This is a genomic window from Stenotrophomonas sp. TWI587, assembly GCF_039674145.1.
Lineage (GTDB): Bacteria > Pseudomonadota > Gammaproteobacteria > Xanthomonadales > Xanthomonadaceae > Stenotrophomonas > Stenotrophomonas maltophilia_AY.
Genome location: NZ_JBDJMW010000006.1, coordinates 195,283 through 217,371, shown reverse-complemented (window position 1 = coordinate 217,371; position 22,089 = coordinate 195,283). Strand labels below are relative to the sequence as shown.

Here is a 22,089-nt window from a genome sequence, read left to right as displayed (position 1 = left end):
GGATCAAATACGGAAGGTGGGGGTGCCGGAAGCTCAGCGCCCGAAGGCGCGACGGATCTTCTGGTCGGTATAGAACTGCGAGACCGCGTAGGCGGCCCAGATCGCGGCGGGCAGCCAGCCAATCAGCGTGATCTGCAGGATCAGGCAGAGGATGCCTGCGATCGGGCGGCCGATGGTGAAGAAGGCGAACCAGGGAAAGATCAGGGCGATCAACAGGCGCATCAAGGGTCTCCGGGGGCGGCGGCGTCCGGACGGGCGCCGCGCGGGTTACATGTCGTACTTGTTCAGGTCAAAGCCCAGCGCCTTGTACTGGCGCCAGCGCTCGCGCAGCGGTTCGCGCGCTTCCGGGTCGGCCGGCACCACTTCCAGCACGCGGTCGCAGGCGGCCAGGTAGGGATCGTCGCGCAGGTTGATCACCAAGGGCCGGGCCGGCGCCTCGGTGCCGGGAACGGCGATCAGCACCAGCGCCTCTTCCTCGTCCATGTCTTCGCCGGCGATCTGGTGCGGGATGTAGGCATCGCTGTCGAACGCCCACAGCAGCTCGTCCAGCTCTTCGGCCTGGGCCTGGTCGCGCGCCAGCACCAGGGTGAACAGCCCGGCGTCGTTGGCCTTGCGGGCCAGCTCGCAGACCAGGCGCAACGGCTCGGTCAGGAAGCGGGGCTTGGCGATCAGGTAGAAATCAGCACGGGACATGGCAGGGCCTGGAGCGGAGGGAGAACCCGGCGCCAGGCCGGGCGGGACCGCGGCCACCGTGGGGCGGCCGCGATCGGGCAGGGCATCAGGCGCGGGCGACCTGGTCCAGCAGCCACTGGCTCAGCAGGCCGACCGGGCGGCCGGTGGCCATGCCGCGCTTGCCTTCGTCGCTGGCCACGCCGGCGATGTCCAGATGGGCCCAGCGCTGGCCTTCGGCAAAGCGCGACAGGAAGCAGCCGGCGGTGATCGCACCGGCCCAGCGGCCGCCGATGTTGTAGATGTCGGCGAAGCTGGAATCCAGCATCGGCTGGTACTCGTCCCACAGCGGCAGGCGCCAGGCACGGTCGAACACGTGCTCACCGGCGGCCAGCAGTTCGTTCGCCAGATCGTCGTGCTTGGTCATCAGGCCGGCGGTCTGGTGGCCCAGGGCGACCAGGCAGGCACCGGTCAGGGTGGCCACGTCGATCAGCGCGGCCGGCTCGAAGCGCTGCGCGTAGGTCAGGGCGTCGCACAGGATCAGGCGGCCTTCGGCGTCGGTGTTGCCCACTTCGATGGTCTTGCCCGACATCGAGGTGATCACGTCCGACGGGCGGTAGGCGTTGCCGTCGATGGCGTTCTCGACCGCCGGCACCACCACCACCAGGTTCAGCGGCAGCTTGGCCGTCACGGCCGCGACGAAGGTGCCGATGACGTTGGCGCCACCGCACATGTCGTACTTCATCTCTTCGATGCCACCCTGGGTCTTCAGGTTGACGCCACCGGTATCGAAAGTGATGCCCTTGCCGACCAGCACGTAGGGCTTGGCGTCGCCGCCGTTGTTCCACTTCAGCACGACCAGGTGCGGGCGATTGGCCGAACCACGGGCCACGGCCAGCAGCGACCCCATGCCCAGCGCTTCCATCTGGTGCTCGTCCAGCACCTCCGCTTCGGCGCCTTCATGCGCCTTCGCGAACGCGACGGACGACTCGGCCAGGTAGGCCGGGGTGCAGACATTCGGCGGCAGGTTGCCCAGCTCGCGGGCATGCTGCACGCCGGCGGCGATGGCCTGGCCCTGTGCAAGTGCCTGGGTGTCGGTACCGGCGATGGCCAGCGTGGTCAGGCCCGGCTCGTCGGCCTTCTTCTTGCCCAGCGTGGCGCTGTAGCGGTAGGCGGCGTGGTCGGCGGTGATGATGGCCTGGCGGATGTTCCAGGCGGCATCGCGGCCCTTGACCTCGATCTCGGTCAGGGTGAACAACGCATGGTGGTTGACCCCGCTCTTCAGGGCGCGGCTGGCATCGCCGACCGCCTTGAGGTACTGCGGCACGCCGAACTTGGCCGGCTCGCCCAGCCCGACCACCAGCACGCGTGCGGCGGTGACGCCGGGCAGATCGTGCAGCAGGGTCGTGTTGCCGGTCTTGCCGCCCACGTCGCCGCGGGCAATCAGGGCCGACAGGCGGCCACCGGACGCGGTGTCCAGGGCCTGTGCCGCCGGGCTCAGGGTCTGGTCGGCATAGGCGCCGACGATGACGCAATCGCACTCGGCCGAGGCCGGCGCTGCGTGGTTCAGGGTGAATTCCAGGGCCATTGATCAGATTCCGTTGGCAAATCCGTACAATCGCGAGCTGTTTACGTCCCGTCAGTAGACTGGGCAGCATCGCGAACGAATCCGAGAGTTTAAACCACCGCCCCATGTCGAAGCTCGATCGCTATCTCCTGCGTGATTTCGTCCAGAGTTTCCTGGCCACCCTCATCGTGTTGCTGGTGGTGAGCGTCGGCGGTGTCCTGGTGGACATCCTCGGCAACATCGCCGACGGCCGCCTGCCCGCCCGCCTGCTGTTCTCCCAGCTGGGCCTGCAGTTCATCGTCTATATGCCGCTGATCCTGCCGCTGGCGCTGATGCTGGGCCTGCTGCTGGCCACGGCCCGGCTCTACCGGGATTCGGAAATGGCGGTCATCACCGCCATCGGCGTTGGTCCCAAGCGCCTGCTGCGCCCCCTGCTGATGCTGGTGGTGCCGGTGGTCGGCCTGATCGCCCTGTGCTCGCTGTGGTTGGGCCCCTGGGCCGACCGGACCGGTGAGAAAATGATCGACGAGGCCAACCGCAGCGTGGTCATGGCCGGCCTGGAGGCAGGCAAGTTCACCTCCCTGCCCAATGGCGGCGTGGTCTACCTGTCCTCGGTCTCCCCCGACGGCACCCAGCTGGGCAAGGTCTTCATGCAGCGCCAGAAGGAGGACACCATCGAGGTGATCTCCGCCGATCGTGGCCGGATGTACTTCGAAGGGGCCAAGCAGCGCTACCTGGAGCTTGACGAGGGTCATCAGGTACAGGGCCCGGCGAATGGCGCGCTGGACTACAAGCTGATGACCTTCGCCCGCAACGACGTGGCCATGCCCGACGGTGCCGAGACCCGCAAGGACGACGATCCCGAGCTGCTGCCGACCACGCAGTTGTTCGGCGACGAGCGCCCGGAGGCCCAGGCCCAGCTGCACTCGCGCATCGCACCGCCGCTGATCGCGCTGGCCTTCGCCCTGATGACCCTGCCGCTGGCCCGCAGCTCGCCGCGCCAGCAGCGCTACGGCCGGATGATGCTGGCCTTCCTGGCCTACATGGTGGGCATGAACCTGATGTTCATCGGCACCCGCTGGATCGCCGATGGCAAGCTGCCCGGCGCGGCCGGCCTGTGGTGGCTGACCCTGCCACTGCTGGCGCTCGCGCTGTGGATGTATTTCCGCGACGGCAAACTGTCGCGTCCCCGGAGGACCGCATGACCCTGTTCCGCCCCATGCGGTTTGATCTGTACCTGGGCCGTGCCGTGTTCGGCACTGTCCTGCTGACCTGGGCCGTCCTGGTCGGGCTGGACGTGGTGATGGCCTTCTCCGGCGAGTTCAAGGACGTCGGCAAGGGCAGCTACACCCTCGGCCATGCCGCCGCCTGGGTGCTCTATACCGTGCCCCGCCGCGCCTACACCTTCTTCCCGACCGCCGCCGTGATCGGCGCGCTGATGGGTCTGGGCCAGTTGGCCGCCACCTCCGAACTGACCGCGCTGCGCGCGCTGGGCCTGTCGCGCAAGCGGCTGAGCGCCTCGGTGGCGATCGCGCTGTCGCTGATGACCGCGGTGATGGTGTTCAGTGGTGAAACGCTCGGCCCCTGGGGGCAGAGCAAGGCGGACGAGATCAAGGCCAGTGCCAAGTGGGGCAACAGCTTGAGCACGGCCCGGTATTCGGGGGTGTGGGCACGCGAAGGCGATACGTTCCTCAATGCGCTCAGCGGCGACGAGCAGTTGGAGGCCGCTGGCGGCACGCGCCTGGTCCTGCACGACGTGCGTCTGTACAAGATCGCCGACGATGGTCGCTTGGCGTCGCTGACCTACGCTGCCACCGCCGAGCATGGAAAGAACGGCTGGGTGTTGAACAAGGTCCGTCGCGATACGTTCGGTGAGCGTTCGGCGACGCGCGAGACTGTGGAATCCGAGCCGTGGGCGTCGCGTCTGGATGCGGCGGCGTTGGCCAGTGGCATTTCCAAGCCGCGCAATCTGAAGGCGTCGGATCTGCGGACGAGTATCGAGTATCGGAAGCGTAACGGTCTGGATTCGCGCGATTACGAGGATGTGTACTGGAGCCGGTGGTTCTATCCGCTGAATGTGCTGGCGCTGTGTCTGGCGGCGGTGCCGTTCGCGTTCGGTTCGTTGCGCAGTGGCGGGATGGGCAAGCGGTTGTTCCTGGGCATTCTGTTTGCGTTGGGCTTCTGGTTGTTGCAGTTGTTCTTCGGTCGTATGGCCGGTGCGTTGAAGTTCGATTACCGGATTGCGTATGCGCTGCCGCCGATCGTGATGATGGTGGTCTCGGGGTTGTTGTTCCGACGTAAGTCGGGCTGATTGCTCTGCTCGAACGCTAGACGCCAGACGTCAAACGCCGAAGTCAAAAGCCGAAGCCGAAGCGGCCTCCATGTGCTCTCGAGCCAGGCGCGACGGGCTCGCCATTCCGGGACCCGCCGCAAGTACGTCCATGTAGGCTCGTGTGCTGCCATCCATGGCAGCACACGGTCCCGGCTTGGCAATCCCGCCGCGCCTCCGACCGTGTGCTGGTTGGGGTAGGGAGAGCAAGAGCATGCCGGCATGGTGCGGGTCTTCGCGGTCTGGTGGATTGGCGCAGTGCCGCTGTTCGCGTTCAATCTTGGCGACTGAGCGACTGAGCGACTGAGCGACTGAGCAATTTATCGACGAAGGCTTGATCAATTGAGCGAAGGTTGAACGTCGCTATCAAGGTTGCGCTCGTTAAGCCGTGTCGTGCGTGAGAATCGGTGCTCGAAGCGAAACATCCGCTGCGCAGCAAATCCGCTTTGACCAACCGCATTTCGCAATCTGTCAATGCGGAGAGGCGCAGCCCATTTCAGGGCCGTAGTGCGCCATGGATGGCGCACTTCGAGCCTACAGGGACGTACTTGCGGCGGGCCCAGAAATGGGTTGCGCCTCTCCGCAAACGCAGAGAGAGTGGAAACGCTGCTTTTCGCGTTGTTCTGTAAGGCGTCAGAGCGTCAGAGCGTCAGAGCGTCAGAGCTGTAGAGCGTCAGCGCTTCGGCAGCCGAACAACCCGCGTCCCGCTGGCGCGGTCATGCCAGGTCAACCGCTGCCGATCCACCAGTGCCCACCAGAACCCCAGGCCGGCCGCCAACACCGACAGCGTCCCCACCGCATACCGCCGCCACAACTGCCTGCGCGTCGGCAGCGTGCCGTCCAGCGATACCACCCGCAACCGCCACGGCCGCATCCCCAGCGTCTGGCCCCCGCGGCGCCAACTCATCGTTGCGTACAGCCCCGTCACCACCCAGCAGCACGCCCACAACGCCCACTGCCACGCACTGAACGGGGCGATGTTCTCCCGCTCTGCGTGACCGCTCACCGTATAGATCGCCACGAACACCGCCCCCAGCAGCATCCACAGCGCCAGCGCGGGGAAGAAGTCGTATAACAACGACAGCAGCCGCCACAGCAGCAACGATGCAGGGCGATCAGCAGCAGGGGACGACAGGGCGGTATCGGTCATGTCCGGAGCATACCCGGCCCGCCGTCCGCGTTCGATGGCCCATGTACCCGCTGCTCCGTATGCTGTGCGCATGTCCGATGCCACCACCCCCGCACTGCGCCGCCAGCTCATCCAACACCTGCCGGCGCTGCGCGACGACGACAATGTCCGCATCCAGCGCTTCCTCGACACGGCCTGGGCCGAACACGGCCTGGCGCGTGCCAGTCTGGACAGTTACCGGCGCGATCTGGAAGGTCTCGCGCGCTGGCGTGACGGCGCCGCCGGGGGGCTGGCCGGTCTCGATCGCGCCGGGCTGTTCGACTACCTGGCCTGGCGCTCGCGCCATGGCTGGTCGCCGCGCAGCAACGCCCGGCTGCTCTCCGCGCTGCGGGCGTTCTTTGCCGATGCTGTCCGCCGTGGCGAGCGCAGTGATGACCCCAGTGCGCTGCTCGATCCGCCCAAGTTGCCCCGCCTGCTGCCCAAGGCGCTGGCCGAAAGCCAGATCGATGCGCTGTTGGCCAGTCCCGACATCGAGACGCCGCTCGGGCTGCGCGACCGCGCCATGTTGGAGCTGATGTATGCGGCGGGCCTGCGCGTCAGCGAACTGGTCAATCTGCCGGCCAATGCCGTCAATCTGCGCCAGGGCGTCCTGCGGGTCACTGGCAAGGGCAGCAAGGAACGGCTGGTTCCGCTCGGCGAAGAGTCGCAGCATTGGCTCGAACGCTATCTGGCTGAATCGCGCCCGCAGCTCACCGGCAAACGCAACGTGCCCACCCCGCAGGACGGTGCCGTGCCGATGTTCCTGGAGCCTTCGCTGCATCCCTTGAGCCGCCAGCAGTTCTGGGGGCTGGTGAAGAAGTATGCCGTGCTGGCCGGGATCGATCCCGCCCGGATCAGCCCCCACGGCCTGCGCCACAGCTTCGCCACCCACCTGCTCAACCGGGGCGCCGATCTGCGCGCCCTGCAGATGCTGCTCGGCCACAGCTCACTGTCCACTACCCAGATCTACACGCTGGTGGCCCGCGAGCACCTGCAGAAGCTGCACGCCAAGCACCACCCGCGCGGCTGAGGCGGGGGCCAAACCCGGCCGCGCGTCACCGTTCCACTGCGGTCCAGCTGTGTGAGCAGGCAGCTGTGCGAGAATCCAGCCTGACTCCTCACACCGGAATGCTCGATGCTCCGTGTTGCCATTGCGGCGCTCTTCGGCGCGCTCAGCCTGACTGCCTGCGCGCAGCAACCGTCCGCCCCGGCGGCGAAATCCACTGCCGCGGCGCCGGCCGCTACCGGCGATGCCGATCAGCGCGTGCGCACCGCGCTCCAGCAGCTGGACCCCAACTTCAAGCCCGACTTCATCGGCGCGGCGCCGTTCCCCGGTTTCCGCGAGGTGTTGGTGGGTGGCCAGGTGCTGTACGTGTCCGACGACGGTCGCTACCTGATGCAGTCCCAGCCGTACGATATCCAGAACAAGGCGCCGGTCAGCAGCCAGGGCCTGCTCAGCTACCGCCGCAAGCTGCTCGATGGCGTGCCGCACAACGAGCGCATCGTGTTTGCCGCGCCCAATGCCAAGTACACCGTCAGCGTCTTCACCGATATCGAGTGCGGTTACTGCCGCAAGCTGCACCAGGACATCGCAGAGCTCAACCGCAACGGCATCACGGTGGAATACCTGGCATTTCCGCGCATGGGCCTGGGCAGCCAGGACTACACCGACATGATCTCGGTCTGGTGCGCCGCCGACCGCAAGCAGGCCCTGACCGCTGCCAAGACCGGCAAGGCCGTCACCCCGAAGAACTGCACCAACCCGGTGGCGATGCAATACAAGCTCGGCCAGCAGATGGGCGTCAACGGCACCCCGGCGATCTTCGCCGCCGACGGCACCCAGCTCGGCGGCTACCTGCCGCCGGCGCAGCTCAAGGCCGCGCTGGAGCGCGTCTCGGCAGGCGGCAGCCGCTGAAAACAGAACGCCCCGGCCAGGCCGGGGCGTCTCGTTGTTGCGATCAACGGGGCATGTCCCCTGCGGGATCAGCGGGGCAGCGCCCCGTGCCAGGCGGGCTTACTCCAAGCCATCACTGATCGCCTTGGTCAGGGTGCCCTGCGCGTCATCCCCGCTGAACTCCCAGAAGAATGCACCGCCCAGGCCCTGTGTTTTCACATAGCCCATCTTCTCGGTGACCATGGCCGGCGTGTCCAGACTCCAGAAAGTGGTGCCGTTGGAGATCCACGTGGCCTTGGCGACGTTGTCGGTGTAGACCGGCCAGTTGAGGTTCTTCAGCACCTTCCAGTCTTCGATGCCGGCTTCATACGTGCCCGGTGCGGCGCCGCTGGCGCTCTTGTAGAGCCCGTTGTTGCCGCTGGCCACGCCGGTCCAGCCCCGCCCGTAGTAACCGATGCCCAGGTTCAACTTGCTGGCCGGCACCCCACGGCTGAGGAAGGCCTCCATCGCATCGTTGCTGTTGTAGAACTTCTGGTCGCCGGTGGAAGGATCGGCCGGTGAATCGAACAGCGCCGAGTGGTGGTTGGTCTGCGGATCCCACGCGCCGTGGAAGTCGTAGGTCATCACGTTGATGAAATCCAGGTACGGGTGGTAGCTGGCCGGATCGGTCACGCGGATCTTATCCACGCCTGCGCCCACCGCGACCGTCAGCAACAGACCCGGGCGCACCGCATCCAGCTGGCGGCGGAACTCGGCCAGCAATGCAGTGAAGTTGGCATTGTCGGCCGGCGTACCGCAGCTCAGCCCGCAGGCCACCGGGTACTCCCAGTCGATGTCGATGCCATCGAACACGCCGAGCGCCGCACCCGCGCCGCCCGCACCATCGGCCACCGGCAGGTTGCCCTTGATGTAGGCATCAATGCACGAGGCCACGAACGCCTGCCGGTTGGCCGGCTGCGCCGCGCTGGAGAACCCGCGCGACCAGGTCCAGCCGCCGAGCGAGATCAGCACCTTGATGTTCGGGTGCTTGGCTTTGAGCTGCTTGAGCTGGTTCCAGTTGCCACGCAGCGGCTGGTCCCAGGTATCGGCGGTCCCGCTCACGCTGGCACCGGCAGCGAAGGACTTGCCGTAATCGGCGTACGCATCGCCGCCCACGCCGGTGTTCGGGTCGGAGGTCTGGGTCACGCCGACTTCGCAGCGGTTGTTCCGGACATTGCCGAAGGCGTAGTTGATATGGGTCAGCTTCGCTGCCGAACCACTCGTGTCGATGTTCTTGACCTGGTAGTTGCGGCCATAGATGCCCCACTGGGTGAAGTAGCCGATCACGCGTTTGTTGCCGCCCCCACCGCCACCGGCGGCTGTGGTCACGCTGATCGAGCCGCTCTGCGCCGAGGCATTGCCGGCGTTGTCGCGTGCTCGCACCGTGTAGGTATAGGCCGTGCTCGCGGCAAGGCCGCCATCGGTGTACTGGGTGGCACTGGGCGAGCCGACGAGGCTGCCGTTGCGGTACACGTCGTAGCCGGCCACGCCGCTGCCACCGCTGTTGTCGGTGGCGGCGTTCCAGGCCAGGTTCACCGTCGTCGCGGTCCTGGAGGGGGACGCCAGCCCGCCCGGGACGCTGGGGGGCGTGATGTCGTTGCTGGCCGCAGTGACGGTCACATTGACCGTGGCCGAGGAGGTCACGGCGTTGTTGTTGTCAGTGGCGACCGCCTTGAAGGTGTGGCTGCCGGCCGCGGCATTGCTCCAGACCACGCTGTAGGGCGCGCTGGTGTCGATGCCCAGCGAGGTGCCACCGCGGAAGAACTCGACCTTGCTGATGGTGCCGTCGGTATCGCTGGCAGTGGCGCTGACCGTGATGCTGCTGCCGGCAGTGAAGCTGGCCCCGGCGGCGGGCGAGGTCAGCGCGACGCTGGGCGGCTGGTTGCTGCCGCTGCCATCGCAGGCACCGAGGTTGGTGTAGTAGGGCGCACCGGCCGGGTGGTCGGGCGGGGCGTTCCAGATGTCCTGGTTGGCGCGGTACAGCACGCCGCCTTTCTGCAGGGTCTGGCCAGCCAGGTAGATGGCGGCCCCGTTCCATTCGGGCACCCCGGTACAGTTCGCGGCCTGCACGAGGGTGGGCATGGCGGCCGCAGCGGCCAAGGCCAGCGCCAGCAGCCAGCGCCGTCGGCGCAGGGTGGGGGCAGGGGAGGTAAACGATGTCACTGCACGGCGCGCAATCGGGTCTGGCATGGTCGGTCTCCGATCAGGTGGTGTGCGCATGCCGCCGGGATGGCGGCATGCGTGCAGCAGGTCCGGGCGCCGGTGAGAGAGGCCGGCAACGACATGGGGGACGGACAGCACCTGGCGCTGGGCCAGGTGGTGATAACGTTGTCATGTAATCCGGGTGCAATCCGTGAACCAGTGCATGGTTCGGGTGTGAACAGGATTGGCCCCGGCCCGGGCAGGCCGAACCCGGCGGTCGGGCCGCGGCGGCGGACTTGGGTACAATAGTGGGCCCCGTTCCCAACCACGGTTCCCCGGACATGATGGTCCTCGAGGGCGCATCCGCCCTTTCGCCGTTCCGCCGCGAACGTCTTGAATCCCGCCTGCAGTCCCTGGCCGCCGATCTGCGCATCACCGGTGCCTGGCACGTCTATTTCATCCAGACCGAGGGCGATGCGGCCCCGGAACCGGCGATCCTGAGCCGGATCCTGGAAGCTCAGCCGACGCTGGCCGGGCGTGAGGACGGGGCGGTATCGCGCTTCGTGGTGCCGCGGTTGGGCACCCTGTCGCCGTGGTCGAGCAAGGCAACGGAGCTGGTCCGCGGTGCCGGGCAGCCGATTCGTCGCGTGGAACGCGGCCTGCGCATCGACCTGGTCGGCTGGCCGGCCGATGCCGCCGCGCAGGAAGCGGTGATCCGCGCGCTGCACGACCCGATGACTCAATCCGTGCTGGCCGAGACCACCCAGGCGCAGTCGCTGTTCAGCGCCCCGGCGCGCGGCGAGCTGGAACGCATCGCCCTGGATGATCTGGAAGCGGCCAACAGCCGCCTCGGCCTGGCCATGGCCCAGGACGAGATCGACTACCTGCGCCAGCGCTTCGGCGAACTGGGCCGCAAGCCGTCGGACGTGGAACTGATGATGTTCGCGCAGGCCAACTCCGAGCACTGCCGCCACAAGATCTTCAATGCCAGCTGGACCATCGACGGTGCCGACCAGTCGCACTCGCTGTTCCGGATGATCAAGAACACCCACCAGCAGACCCCGCAGCACACGTTGAGCGCCTACAGCGACAACGCCGCGGTCGTTGCTGGCTTCCCGGCCGCGCGCTATCGCCCGGACCCGGCCACCGGCCAGTACCGCAGCGAAGCCGTGGTGGATTCGGCGTTCTGCATCAAGGTGGAAACGCACAACCACCCGACCGCGATCGCCCCGTTCCCGGGTGCGGCCACCGGTGCCGGCGGTGAAATCCGCGATGAAGGCGCGACCGGCCGCGGCGGCAAGCCCAAGGCCGGCCTGACCGGTTTCTCGGTCTCGCACCTGCGCATTCCGACCCTGCCGCAGCCGTGGGAGGCGCCGCGCGCGCTGAACCCGCGCATGGCCCCGGCGCTGGACATCATGCTGGACGGCCCGCTCGGCGGCGCCGCGTTCAACAACGAGTTCGGCCGCCCGAACCTGCTTGGCTACTTCCGCAGCTTCGAACTGCCCGAAGGCGAGGGCCTGACCCGCGCCTACGACAAGCCGATCATGCTGGCCGGTGGCCTCGGCGCGATCGACCAGAACCAGGTCGAGAAGCTGCGCCTGCAGCCCGGTGATGCGGTGATCGTGCTCGGTGGCCCGGCAATGCTGATCGGCCTGGGCGGCGGTGCCGCCAGCTCGGTGGCCTCCGGTGAAAGTGCCGAAGACCTCGATTTCGCCAGCGTGCAGCGCGACAACCCGGAAATGGAGCGTCGCTGCCAGGAAGTGATCGACCGCTGCGTCGCGCTCGGCCTGGACAACCCGATCCGTTGGTTCCATGACGTGGGCGCGGGTGGCCTGTCCAACGCGATTCCCGAGCTGCTGCATGACTCCGGCGTGGGCGGTGTGATCGATCTGGGCAAGGTTCCGGCGGATGACCCGTCGCTGTCGCCGATGCAGCTGTGGTGCAATGAATCGCAGGAACGCTATGTACTCGGTGTGCCGCAGGCGCGCCTGGCCGAGTTCGCCGCGTTGTGCGCGCGGGAACGTTGCCCGTTCGCCGCCGTTGGCGTGGCGACTGCGGAGGAGCGTCTCGTCGTGGCGTACGGCGCCACCGTGGGCAATACCCCGGTGGATGCCCCGATCGATCTGCCGATGGACGTGCTGTTCGGCAAGGCGCCGAAGATGCACCGCGACACCGTGCACCCGGCGGCACCGCGCTGGCCGGCGCTGAAGACCGCCGGGCTGGACCTGTACGAAGCCGGTCTGCGCGTCCTGGCGCATCCCTCGGTAGCCTCGAAGAACTTCCTGGTCACCATCGGCGACCGCAGCGTCGGCGGCTTGACCGCACGCGAACAGATGATCGGCCCGTGGCAGCTGCCGCTGGCCAACGTCGCCATCACCCTGGCCGGTTTCGATACCGTGGCCGGTGAAGCGATGGCGATCGGCGAGCGTACCCCGCTGGCCCTGCTGGATGCGGCCGCGTCGGCGCGCATGGCGGTCGGTGAGGCGATCACCAACCTGTGCGCGGCCCCGGTCGATGCGCTGGAAACGGTGAAGCTGTCGGCCAACTGGATGGCCGCAGCTGGCCATCACGGCGAAGACGCGCTGCTGTATGACGCGGTGCGTGCGGTTGGCATGGAGCTGTGCCCGCAGCTGGACCTGAGCATTCCGGTCGGCAAGGACTCGCTGTCCATGCAGGCGCAGTGGCAGGACAACGGCCAGGCCCACAAGTCGGTGTCGCCGGTGTCGCTGGTGATCTCGGCATTCGCGCCGGTCGCCGATGCCAGCGGCCAGCTGACCCCGCTGCTCGACCGTGATGCCGACAGCGAGCTGTGGCTGATCGGCCTGGGTGCCGGCAAGCAGCGTCTTGGTGGCTCGATCCTGGCCCAGGTGCACGCCGACCATTCCGCACTGCCGGCCTTCGCCGGTGCCGTGCCGGATCTGGACGATGCGCAGCGTCTGCGCGCTTTCTTCGAACTGATCCGCGATGCGCGCCAGGCCGGCCTGCTCTTGGCCTACCACGACCGCAGCGATGGCGGCGCGTTCGCCGCGCTGTGCGAGATGGCCTTCGCCTCGCGTCTTGGTCTGGACATCACGCTGGATGCCTGGGGCGATGATCCGTTCCGCAGCCTGTTCAATGAAGAGCTGGGTGCGGTGGTGCAGATCGCCAAGGAAGACCGCGCCGCGTTTGCTGATCTGGTCGAACGTCATGCACTGACCGAATGCGCGCAGCGCATCGCACGCCCGACCACCGCCCCGGTGGTGCGTGTCTCGCTGCAGGGCGAGAGCCTGGTCGAGTGGCGCTGGGAAGCGCTGTTCGATGCCTGGTGGTCGGTGACCCATGCCATGCAGAAGCTGCGCGACAACCCGGACAACGCCGACCAGGAGCGTGCGATCGCGCGCAACTTCAACGCGCCGGGCCTGAAGCCGAAGCTGACCTTCGATATCAACGAAGACGTGGCGATGCCCTTCATCAACACCGGTGCGCGCCCACGCGTGGCGGTGCTGCGCGAGCAGGGCGTCAACGGCCAGATCGAAATGGCGAACATCTTCGAACGTGCCGGCTTCAGCTCGTTCGACGTGCACATGAGCGATCTCATTGAAGGCCGTGTCGCGCTGTCCGATTTCACCGGCCTGGTGGCCTGTGGCGGCTTCAGCTACGGCGACGTGCTCGGTGCCGGCCGCGGCTGGGCCACCTCGGTGCTGGAGCGCAGCGCGCTGCGCGATGCCTTCGCGGCGTTCTTCGCCCGCGAGGACAGTTTCGCGCTGGGGGTGTGCAACGGCTGCCAGATGATGAGCCAGCTCAAGGACATCATTCCCGGTGCCGAGCACTGGCCGCAGTTCCGCCGCAACCGCAGCGAGCAGTTCGAGGCCCGCACGGCGTTGCTGGAAGTGGTGGAATCGCCCTCGATCCTGCTGCGTGGCATGGCCGGCTCGCGCCTGCCGGTCGCGGTGGCGCATGGCGAAGGCCAGGCCGTGTTCGCCAATGCAGTCGATCAGGCGGCCGCGCGCGTGTCGCTGCGTTACATCGATGGCGATGGCAACGTGGCCAGCCAGTACCCGCTGAATCCCAACGGCTCGCCCGATGGCATCACCGGTCTGACCACCACCGATGGCCGCACCACGATCATGATGCCGCACCCGGAACGTACCCCGCGTGCGATCAACCACAGCTGGCATCCGGACGACTGGAACGGCGATTCGCCGTGGCTGCGGATGTTCCGCAACGCAAGAGTATGGTGCGGCTGATACTGCGCACGAGCTCGAATGCGACGCGGTGAAAATCGCGTGAAGAAACCGCCGGCTTGTCCGGCGGTTTTCTTTTGCACGGCCGACAAACTGATCGGGAGCAATGAGTTACACAGCGTTACAACGTGAAAATGCGTTATATCGTTTGCTCACATGCAGCTAACAAAAATGCTCAATAACGAGGCGGTTTTGTGACGCGTGACACGGTCATATGAAAATCAACGTCAAAGTCTTGACGTTATTGAAACTGTACGTTAACACTGCATCCTCATTTCGACAGCGTTCAGTTCCACAGTAACCGCATGGATGGCGTGCACGCTGTAGGTATCTGCCAGCCATTGCGCACAACGCAGTAAATCAAGCGAAAAAACGCCCCCAGGGGACGTTGGACCACGCGGTCCGGCGTTGGCGTCGCTTTGCCTAAAACCAGCCTAATCAGGAGCCGCATCGATGAATCGGATTTATCGCAAGGTCTGGAACAAAGCATTGGGGCAGATGGTCGTCGCCTCGGAATTGGCCAGCAGCCAGTCCTCGGGTGTCGTCATCGATCAACGCCGAACTGCTGGCGGACGCAGCAGTGCACTGCTCTCGGCCGCCATCGCGTTGACGCTCGGATTAGGCGCGGCAGGCGCGTCGCAGACCGCTTACGCGCAGTCGGTGGAGGTCGGCGGCAATGCCAACTGCCTGGTGCTCAACAGCAACATCGTCGACAGCTGCGTGGTCGATGGCAACGCCACGGCTTCGGGCACCAATGCGGTGGCGATCGGCAGCAACAGCACCGCCTCGGGCGCCAACAGCGTGGCGCTCGGCGCCGGCTCGAAGACCAACCGCGCCAACACGGTGTCCGTCGGTGATGCCGGCAAGGAGCGCCAGGTCACCAACGTGGCGGCCGGTACCGCTGCGACGGATGCGGTGAACAAGGCACAGCTGGACAAGGTGGCGGTCGCTGCCGAAGGCGCGACCCGCTATTTCAAGGCCGATGGTGACGGCACCGGCGCCGATGCGGCGACGATCGATGGCGAGGGTGCACTGGCCGCAGGTGCCAGCGCCAACGCCGATGGCGACGGCGCAACGGCACTGGGCAACAGCAGCCAGGCGATCGGCAATGCCACCACTGCCGTCGGCAACCAGGCACTCGCGGTTGGCCTTGGGGCGAGTTCATTCGGTCAGGGCAGCATGGCCTTCGGTGATGCCAGCATCGCGCTCGGCCAGAGCGCGGCGGCATTCGGTCTGGGCGATGTCGCCCTCGGTGCTTCCGCCGTGGCAGCCAGTGAAAACGGCGCCGCCACCGCGATTGGCGGTCTGGCAGAAGCCAGCGCCGATGGCGCGACCGCGATCGGCGGTGGTGCACTGGCCATCGGGCCGGGCAGTACCTCGCTGGGCCGTGGAGCGGCCAGTGCCGGTGAGGCCTCCGTGGCGGTCGGCGCGTTCAGCGTTGCGGTCGCGGATTTCAGCGCAACGCTCGGCGCGAACTCGGCGGCCGTCGCGGTGGGCAGCGTGGCACTCGGTGCCGGATCGTATGCGGATCGCGTCGACACGGTATCTGTCGGCAACGCGGAAAACGGCCTGCGTCGCCAGATCACCAACCTTGCCGATGGCACCAAAGACAGCGATGCGGTGAACAAGGCGCAGCTCGACGCGGTTGGCGCGGTTGCCGCCAACACGGACACGTATTTCCAGGCCACCGGCAGCAGCGACAGCGATGCCGGTGCGTTTGCAGCAGGCGATAACGCGACCGCGATCGGCGAGGCGTCCAACGCGCTGGCCGACGGCGCGACCGCGCTCGGCAGCGGCGCCACGGTCACCGCGCAGAACGCGACGGCCGTCGGCTACAACGCCAGCGCCACCGGTCAGAACAGTGCGGCCTTCGGCACCAATGCGCAGGCCAATGGTCCGGGCAGCGTGGCGGTCGGCGGTGCAGCAGTCGATGCCGATGGCAACCCGCTGATCACCAACGGCGGCGTGCCGGTCGATACCGGTGCAACCAGCGCCGGTGTTGGTGGCACGGCGGTCGGCGCGAGTGCGGAAGCCGCAGGCTTCGCGTCGTCGTCGTACGGCGTAGGTGCCTATGCCTCGGGTGCACAGGCGTCGGCGTTCGGCGCGGTCTCCAATGCCACCGGCGACTATTCCACGGCGGTCGGTACGCAGAGCCTGGCGACCGGCAACAGCAGTACCGCCATCGGTGGTCCGGCGGATCTGCTCCCAGGTCTGGGCTTCTTCGTGCAGACCCAGGCCAGTGGCGAAGCCGCCACTGCGGTCGGTGCCGGCGCGATCGCCAGTGGCGATTACGCCGTGGCCAACGGCACGTTGAGCGAAGCTTCCGGCACGGAAGCCACGGCAGTGGGCTACTTCGCCTACGCGCCGGGCGAAGGTGCCACGGCGCTCGGCGCGGAAACCTGGGCCAGCGGTGAGCTGAGCACGGCGGTCGGTTTCTACAGCGCCGCACGCGGCGCCAACAGTGTCGCCTTGGGCGCCAATTCCACCGCCACCCGTGCCAACACGGTCTCGGTGGGTGACGTTGGCAACGAGCGCCAGATTACCAGCGTCGCCGCGGGTACCGAAGCCACTGATGCGGTCAACAAAGCGCAGCTCGATGCGGTCGCGACGTCGGCATCGGCAACCTCCGCGCAATTCAAGGCCAACGGTGCGGCCAGCGGTGCGGTCGGAGCGTTCGCCGACGGCGAGGATGCATTGGCAGCCGGTGAAGCGAGCAATGCGCTGGGCGCCGGCGCAACCGCCGTGGGCGGTGGTGCGACGGCGGTCGGGGATGACACGGTGGCCTTGGGCCGCAACAGCAGCGCCACCGGCAACGGCAGTGTCGCCATTGGTGGCCTCGGCCAGGCGTATGACGAGTACAACCAGCCGCTGATCGATGACCAGGGCAATGCGATCCTGATCGGTGCCACTGCGGCGCCGGACAGCGTGGCCGTCGGTGCTGGCGCACAGGCGACGGGCACCACCAGCAATGCGTTCGGCAGTGGCGCGCAGGCAACCGGCAGCAACAGCCTGGCCAGCGGCTACAAGGCGCGTGCGACCGGCGACTACAGCGTGGCGCAGGGCGACAATGCCCTCGCCAGCGGTGAAGAAACCACGGCGACCGGCGCGTATGCCTGGGCCACCGCCGATGGCGCCACCGCGTTCGGTTCCAGTGCATGGGCGACCGAAGCCAACGCCACCGCCGTCGGTCAGTCGGCCTGGGCCAGTGGCACCGGCGCCACGTCGATCGGCTACAACAGCTGGGCGCGCGGCAGCAGTTCCACCGCGCTCGGTCGCGGCGCCTTCAGCTACGGTGACAACAGTGTCGCGGTCGGTTTCCAGGCGCTTGGCAACAGCATCAACAGCATCGCCATCGGCACGAACGTGGTGGCCGGCGGTGAAAGCGCGATCGGCATCGGTGCGGGCAGCAATGCCAGTGCGTCCAACACCGTGGCGCTTGGCGCCGGGTCGATTGCCGACCGTGCCTACACCGTCTCGGTCGGCAACGATGGCCGGCAGCGCCAGATCACCCAGGTTGCCGCCGGGACCGAGGGCAGCGATGCCGTCAATCTGGATCAGCTGACCGCAGCGACGGATCAGTTCCAGGCCAGCGGCGAGGGGGTTGCCGTCGCCGGGGGCGAGGAAAGTGTGGCCGCCGGTGCAAACGCGGCTACGGAGGGCGATTACGCCACCGCCGTCGGTTCGAGCAGCTTCGCGGCAGGCACGGGTGCATCGGCCATTGGCAGCGGCGCCTTCGCCTTGGCCGACAACGCCAGTGCGGTCGGCTTCAATGCCGTTGCCAGCGGCGCCAACGCCACCGCAACGGGCGCCAACGCGCAGTCGACCGCCGAATACGCAACGGCGACCGGTGCGGAAAGCCTGGCGTCGGGTGAGCAGAGCACCGCGACGGGTGCGGCCAGCGTCGCCTCCGGCGCCGGCAGTCTGGCCGGTGGCGCGCTGTCTGACGCGGCCGGTGAAGAATCCGTGGCTCTGGGCTACTTCAGCAGTGCCAGCGGCGATGGCGCGACCGCGGTGGGTGCGGAAAGCGTGGTCAGCGGCACCCTTTCGGCCGGTTACGGGTTCGCCTCCGAAGCGACCGCCAGTTACACCACTGCGATCGGTGGTTATGCGGTGGCCTCGGCCTTCAACGCGACCGCACTGGGCAGCTTCGCCCAGGCGACCGGCTCCAACAGCGTGGCGGTCGGCGGCGATGCCGAGGCCTCCGGTGCCTACAGCACCGCGACCGGCCAGGGCAGCCTGGCCAGCGGTACGAACAGCGTCGCTGTCGGCGGTGCGCTGTTCGGCCTGCTGCCTACTGAAGCCTCGGGCAATTACTCCACGGCTGTCGGCGGCGGTGCATGGTCACCGGGCGTGAACAGCACCGCGCTCGGCAATGCGGCCACCTCCAGCGGTGCGAACAGCGTAGCGCTCGGTGCGGACTCGATCGCTGATCGCGATGACAGCGTTTCGGTCGGCAGTGCCGATGCACAGCGGCAGATCACCAACGTCGCCGCCGGTACCGACGGCACCGATGCGGTGAACGTGAATCAGTTGAATGCAGTGGCCGATGCGGCCGCGACGACCAGCAAGTACTTCCAGGCCAGCGGCAGTGATGACAGCGACGCCGGTGCCTACGTGGAAGGTGACAATGCGCTGGCTGCCGGTGAGGCATCCAATGCCATCGGCAACGGCGCCAGCGCGCTTGGCAGCGGTGCCACCGCCATTGCCGACAATGCCACCGCCGTTGGCTTCAACGCCCTGGCGAGCGCTGACGGTGCCGCGGCACTGGGCAGCGATGCGCAGGCCACCGGCGAAGACAGCGTGGCCATCGGCAACGGCGCCAGCGCCAGCGAGATCGGCGCCAGCGCCACGGGTGCCGGTGCGCAGGCCGGCGGCGCGTATGCCACGGCTACCGGCAGCCAGTCCACGGCGGCAGGCCAACAGGCCACCGCCAATGGTTTCCGCGCCAGTGCGTCCGAAGCCGGTGCCTCGGCCTTTGGCAGCTACAGCGAGGCGACGGGCCAGCTGTCCTCCGCGCTGGGCTATGGCGCGGTGGCCTCCAACGCCTACGCCGTCGCAGTGGGTGCAGCATCCACCGCGTCCGGCTCGGGTGCGGTGGCGGTCGGTGAATACTCCGAAGCCACCGGCGATGAGAGCGTGGCCATCGGTGGCACGACCTTCTACGGTCTGCTGCCATCGCGTGCCTCGGGCACCGGTGCCTCCGCCTTCGGTGCAGGCGCCTGGGCGACTGATGACTACGCCACCGCGATCGGCTGGAACTCGTGGGCCGATGCAGGCAATGCCACCGCCCTGGGCGCCAGTGCCAGCGCGGAAGGCGTGAACAGTGTTGCCCTCGGTGCCGGTTCTACCGCGGACCGTGACAATTCCGTCTCGGTCGGCACGGCCACCGCCCAACGCCAGATCACCAACGTCGCCGCGGGTACCGAAGGTACCGATGCGGTGAACGTGGATCAGCTCAATGCAGTCGCCGATGTGGCCGAAACCACCAGCCGGTACTTCCAGGCGTCGGGCAGCGGCAATGGCGATGACGTCGGCAGCTACGTCGATGGGGCGTACGCCACTGCGGCGGGCGAGGCCGCCAACGCGTTCGGCACCGGGGCCTCGGCTTACGGCAGCGGCGCGCTGGCCGCCGGCCGCAATGCCTCCGCATCCGGCTTCAATGCCTCCGCGACGGCGGATTCGGCCACGGCGATCGGTGGTGCGCTGTACTACGAAGATGACAATGGCAACGTGCTGCTCGACCAGGCCACCAGCGCCAATGGCGTCGGTTCCACTGCACTCGGCGCCGGCGCACAGGCCGAGGGCAGCTTCAGTACCGCCACCGGTGCCGGGTCCACCGCAGCGGGGCTGCAGTCGTCGGCCTTCGGCTACAGCGCCGAGGCCGGTAGTGACTACAGCACGGCCGTCGGCACCTTCAGCGCAGCCAGTGGTGCACGCACCACGGCGCTGGGTTACGGGGCAGAGGCCAGTGGTGACTACGCGTCCGCCCTCGGCTGGGGCAGCACTGCCTCGGGCAGCTACGCCAATGCGATCGGTTACGCATCGCAGGCCACGGGCGACAACAGCGTCGCCGCCGGCTCCAATGCCTGGGCCACCGCCGCACGCACCACGGCAGTGGGGCAGCTGGCCTGGGCGACCTCGCAGGGCGCGACGGCCATCGGTCAGGACAGCTATGCCTACAGCGGCATCAATGCCACGGCCGTGGGTACCAGCTCGTCGGCCAGTGGCGCAGGCAGCGTTGCGCTCGGCGCCGGTGCACGTACCAGCGAGGCCAATGTGGTCTCGGTCGGTGGTGGCAACGGCACGACCGGTCCGGCCACGCGCCGCATCACCAACGTGGGTGAGGCGGTCAATGCCAGCGATGCAGTCACCAAGTCGCAGCTCGATTCGGTCGCCGCCACCGCCGATGCGGTCGGCAAGCACTTCCAGGCCAGCGGCAGCGGCGTGGCGACGGCCAGCGGCAGCGATGCGCTCGCCGCCGGTTCCGGTGCTACCGCCAGCGCAACCCGCAGCAGTGCACTGGGTACTGCGGCCGTCGCCTCGGCTGCCGGTGCCACGGCCGTCGGCGCTGATGCCTCGGCACGCGGTGCCAACAGCACGGTGCTGGGCCGCCAGGCCTCGACCAATGCCACCAACGGCGTTGCGATCGGCAACGGCGCATTCGCCAGCAACGGGGCCAACAGCATCGCGATCGGGTCGGCGGCGGGCGTCTCCGGTGCCAACGCCGTGGCACTCGGTGCAGGGTCTCGTGCCGTCGAAGCCAATGTCGTCTCGGTCGGTGGTGGCAACGGTACCGATGGTCCGGCCACGCGCCGCATCGTCAACGTCGGTGCCGGTCGCATCGCCGCAGGCAGCACCGATGCCGTCACCGGTGGCCAGCTCAACACTACCAACCAGCGTGTGGGGGCGGTGGAGACGCAGGTCGGTGATATCGACACCCGCATCGGCTCGGTCGAGAACGTCACCGCCAATGCGCTGACCTACGACGACAGCAGCCGCGACACAGTGACCTTGTCGGGTCTGCAGGGCACCACTCTGGATAACGTTGGCAGCGGTTCGATCGCGTCCGGCAGCCGCCAGGCGATCAACGGTGGGCAGTTGTTCCAGTCGCTGACCGATGTCGCCACCTTCCTCGGTGGCGGGGCCAGCGTCGGCATGCAGGGCGTGTTCGTCGCGCCGAACTATGTGATCCAGGGCGCGACGTACAGCAACGTAGGCGATGCACTGGGTGCGTTGGACCGCAAGGTCAGCGACCTTGATCAGCGTGTTGCCGGTGGCAGCAGTGGCAGTGCACGTGCACGGACTGCCTCGCTGGCGACTGCCAGCGTCGCAGCGGACACCAACACTGTGCAGGAGGCCAGCGTCATCAGCGCCGCCAACGACACCGCCGTCGCCAACGTGCAAGGTGCGCCGACCGCTGCCAGTGTCGGCAGCAGTCAGCCGATCAACGCGCCGGCCGCCGCACCTGCCGCCGTCAATGCGGTGGTGATGGGGGACGGTGCGGTCGCCAGCGGCGCATCGGCCACGGCGATCGGCCAGGGTGCGACCGCATCGGCCGCCAACTCGGTCGCACTGGGGCAGGGTTCGGTCGCTGATCGGGCCGATACGGTGTCGGTCGGCAGCGTTGGCAATGAACGCCAGGTCGCCAACGTCGCCGCCGGTACGCAGGCCACCGATGCGGTCAACAAGGGCCAGCTGGACGGGGGCATCGCCACTGCCAACAGCTACACCGACCAGCGCTTCACCTCGATGGCCGACAGCTTCGACATCTACAAGGGCGAGATCGACCAGCGCCTGCGTCACCAGGACCGTCGCATCGACCGCCAGGGTGCGATGAGCGCGGCGATGCTCAACATGGCCACCAGCGCAGCCGGGGTACGCACCCAGAACCGCGTCGGTGTCGGCGTCGGTTTCCAGGGCGGCGAATCGGCACTGTCGCTGGGCTACCAGCGTGCACTCAGCGAGCGCGCCACGGTGACGCTGGGCGGTGCCTTCAGCAGTGATGACAGCTCGGTCGGCGTGGGCGCCGGCTTTGGCTGGTAAGCCGCTTCAACGCGG

Annotated in this window: 11 protein-coding genes; 6 read left to right on the top strand and 5 right to left on the bottom strand. The window is 67.7% G+C overall.

The genetic code is table 11. The features are described from left to right. Positions 1–33 precede the first annotated feature (33 nt). The 3 genes from ABE464_RS12215 to ABE464_RS12205 form a co-directional block, all read right to left on the bottom strand. Positions 34–222, bottom strand: coding sequence for a YqaE/Pmp3 family membrane protein (locus ABE464_RS12215; RefSeq protein ID WP_346472170.1), 189 nt, complete (start codon positions 220–222; stop codon positions 34–36). 45 nt (positions 223–267) lie between these two features. Further along, entirely contained in the window at positions 268–693 is a 426-nt protein-coding gene (locus ABE464_RS12210; RefSeq protein ID WP_346472169.1) for a DNA polymerase III subunit chi, read from the bottom strand. Between the two features lie 85 nt (positions 694–778). Beyond that, the gene (locus ABE464_RS12205) at positions 779–2,257 is read right to left on the bottom strand and encodes a leucyl aminopeptidase (RefSeq protein WP_346472168.1); all 1,479 of its coding nucleotides are present in this window, start codon (positions 2,255–2,257) and stop codon (positions 779–781) included. A 104-nt stretch (positions 2,258–2,361) separates the two neighbouring features. On the opposite strand from ABE464_RS12205, the gene lptF reads away from it, so the two are divergent. Continuing rightward, the gene (gene lptF, locus ABE464_RS12200) at positions 2,362–3,441 is read left to right on the top strand and encodes an LPS export ABC transporter permease LptF (RefSeq protein WP_346472167.1); all 1,080 of its coding nucleotides are present in this window, start codon (positions 2,362–2,364) and stop codon (positions 3,439–3,441) included. Next, entirely contained in the window at positions 3,438–4,547 is a 1,110-nt protein-coding gene (lptG, locus tag ABE464_RS12195) for an LPS export ABC transporter permease LptG (protein ID WP_346472166.1), read from the top strand. The genes lptF and lptG overlap by 4 nt, the downstream gene beginning before the upstream one ends. A 691-nt stretch (positions 4,548–5,238) precedes the next feature. On the opposite strand, the gene ABE464_RS12190 is transcribed toward lptG, so the two are convergent. Next, positions 5,239–5,715, bottom strand: a complete 477-nt coding sequence (locus ABE464_RS12190; RefSeq protein ID WP_346472165.1) for an RDD family protein — start codon at positions 5,713–5,715, stop codon at positions 5,239–5,241. Positions 5,716–5,785: 70 nt separating this feature from the next. Here ABE464_RS12190 and xerD point away from each other — a divergent pair, with 70 nt between their 5' ends. Together xerD and ABE464_RS12180 are read left to right on the top strand one after the other, a co-directional pair. After that, on the top strand, positions 5,786–6,763 hold the full coding sequence (gene xerD, locus ABE464_RS12185; RefSeq protein WP_346472164.1) for a site-specific tyrosine recombinase XerD: 978 nt from the start codon (positions 5,786–5,788) through the stop codon (positions 6,761–6,763). Between the two features lie 105 nt (positions 6,764–6,868). After that, a complete protein-coding gene (locus ABE464_RS12180) occupies positions 6,869–7,648 on the top strand; it encodes a thioredoxin fold domain-containing protein (RefSeq protein ID WP_346472163.1) in 780 nt (259 codons plus the stop codon). Between the two features lie 99 nt (positions 7,649–7,747). Here ABE464_RS12180 and ABE464_RS12175 read toward each other — a convergent pair whose 3' ends face one another. After that, positions 7,748–9,856 (bottom strand): glycosyl hydrolase family 18 protein, encoded by a 2,109-nt coding sequence (locus tag ABE464_RS12175; RefSeq protein ID WP_346472162.1) that lies wholly within the window; start codon positions 9,854–9,856, stop codon positions 7,748–7,750. Between the two features lie 293 nt (positions 9,857–10,149). Here ABE464_RS12175 and purL point away from each other — a divergent pair, with 293 nt between their 5' ends. After that, complete coding sequence (purL, locus tag ABE464_RS12170) at positions 10,150–14,034, top strand: phosphoribosylformylglycinamidine synthase (RefSeq protein ID WP_346472161.1); 3,885 nt, start codon at positions 10,150–10,152, stop codon at positions 14,032–14,034. Positions 14,035–14,484: 450 nt separating this feature from the next. Beyond that, positions 14,485–22,074, top strand: coding sequence for an ESPR-type extended signal peptide-containing protein (locus tag ABE464_RS12165; protein ID WP_346472160.1), 7,590 nt, complete (start codon positions 14,485–14,487; stop codon positions 22,072–22,074). Positions 22,075–22,089: the final 15 nt, after the last annotated feature.

Coding starts and splice junctions, on each gene's coding strand:
- ABE464_RS12215 (WP_346472170.1), bottom strand. CDS start 222: ATGCGCCTGTTGATCGCCCTGATCTTTCCCTGGTTCGCCTTCTTCACC.
- xerD (WP_346472164.1), top strand. CDS start 5,786: ATGTCCGATGCCACCACCCCCGCACTGCGCCGCCAGCTCATCCAACAC.
- ABE464_RS12190 (WP_346472165.1), bottom strand. CDS start 5,715: ATGACCGATACCGCCCTGTCGTCCCCTGCTGCTGATCGCCCTGCATCG.
- lptG (WP_346472166.1), top strand. CDS start 3,438: ATGACCCTGTTCCGCCCCATGCGGTTTGATCTGTACCTGGGCCGTGCC.
- ABE464_RS12210 (WP_346472169.1), bottom strand. CDS start 693: ATGTCCCGTGCTGATTTCTACCTGATCGCCAAGCCCCGCTTCCTGACC.
- ABE464_RS12205 (WP_346472168.1), bottom strand. CDS start 2,257: ATGGCCCTGGAATTCACCCTGAACCACGCAGCGCCGGCCTCGGCCGAG.
- ABE464_RS12175 (WP_346472162.1), bottom strand. CDS start 9,856: ATGCCAGACCCGATTGCGCGCCGTGCAGTGACATCGTTTACCTCCCCT.
- lptF (WP_346472167.1), top strand. CDS start 2,362: ATGTCGAAGCTCGATCGCTATCTCCTGCGTGATTTCGTCCAGAGTTTC.
- purL (WP_346472161.1), top strand. CDS start 10,150: ATGATGGTCCTCGAGGGCGCATCCGCCCTTTCGCCGTTCCGCCGCGAA.
- ABE464_RS12180 (WP_346472163.1), top strand. CDS start 6,869: ATGCTCCGTGTTGCCATTGCGGCGCTCTTCGGCGCGCTCAGCCTGACT.
- ABE464_RS12165 (WP_346472160.1), top strand. CDS start 14,485: ATGAATCGGATTTATCGCAAGGTCTGGAACAAAGCATTGGGGCAGATG.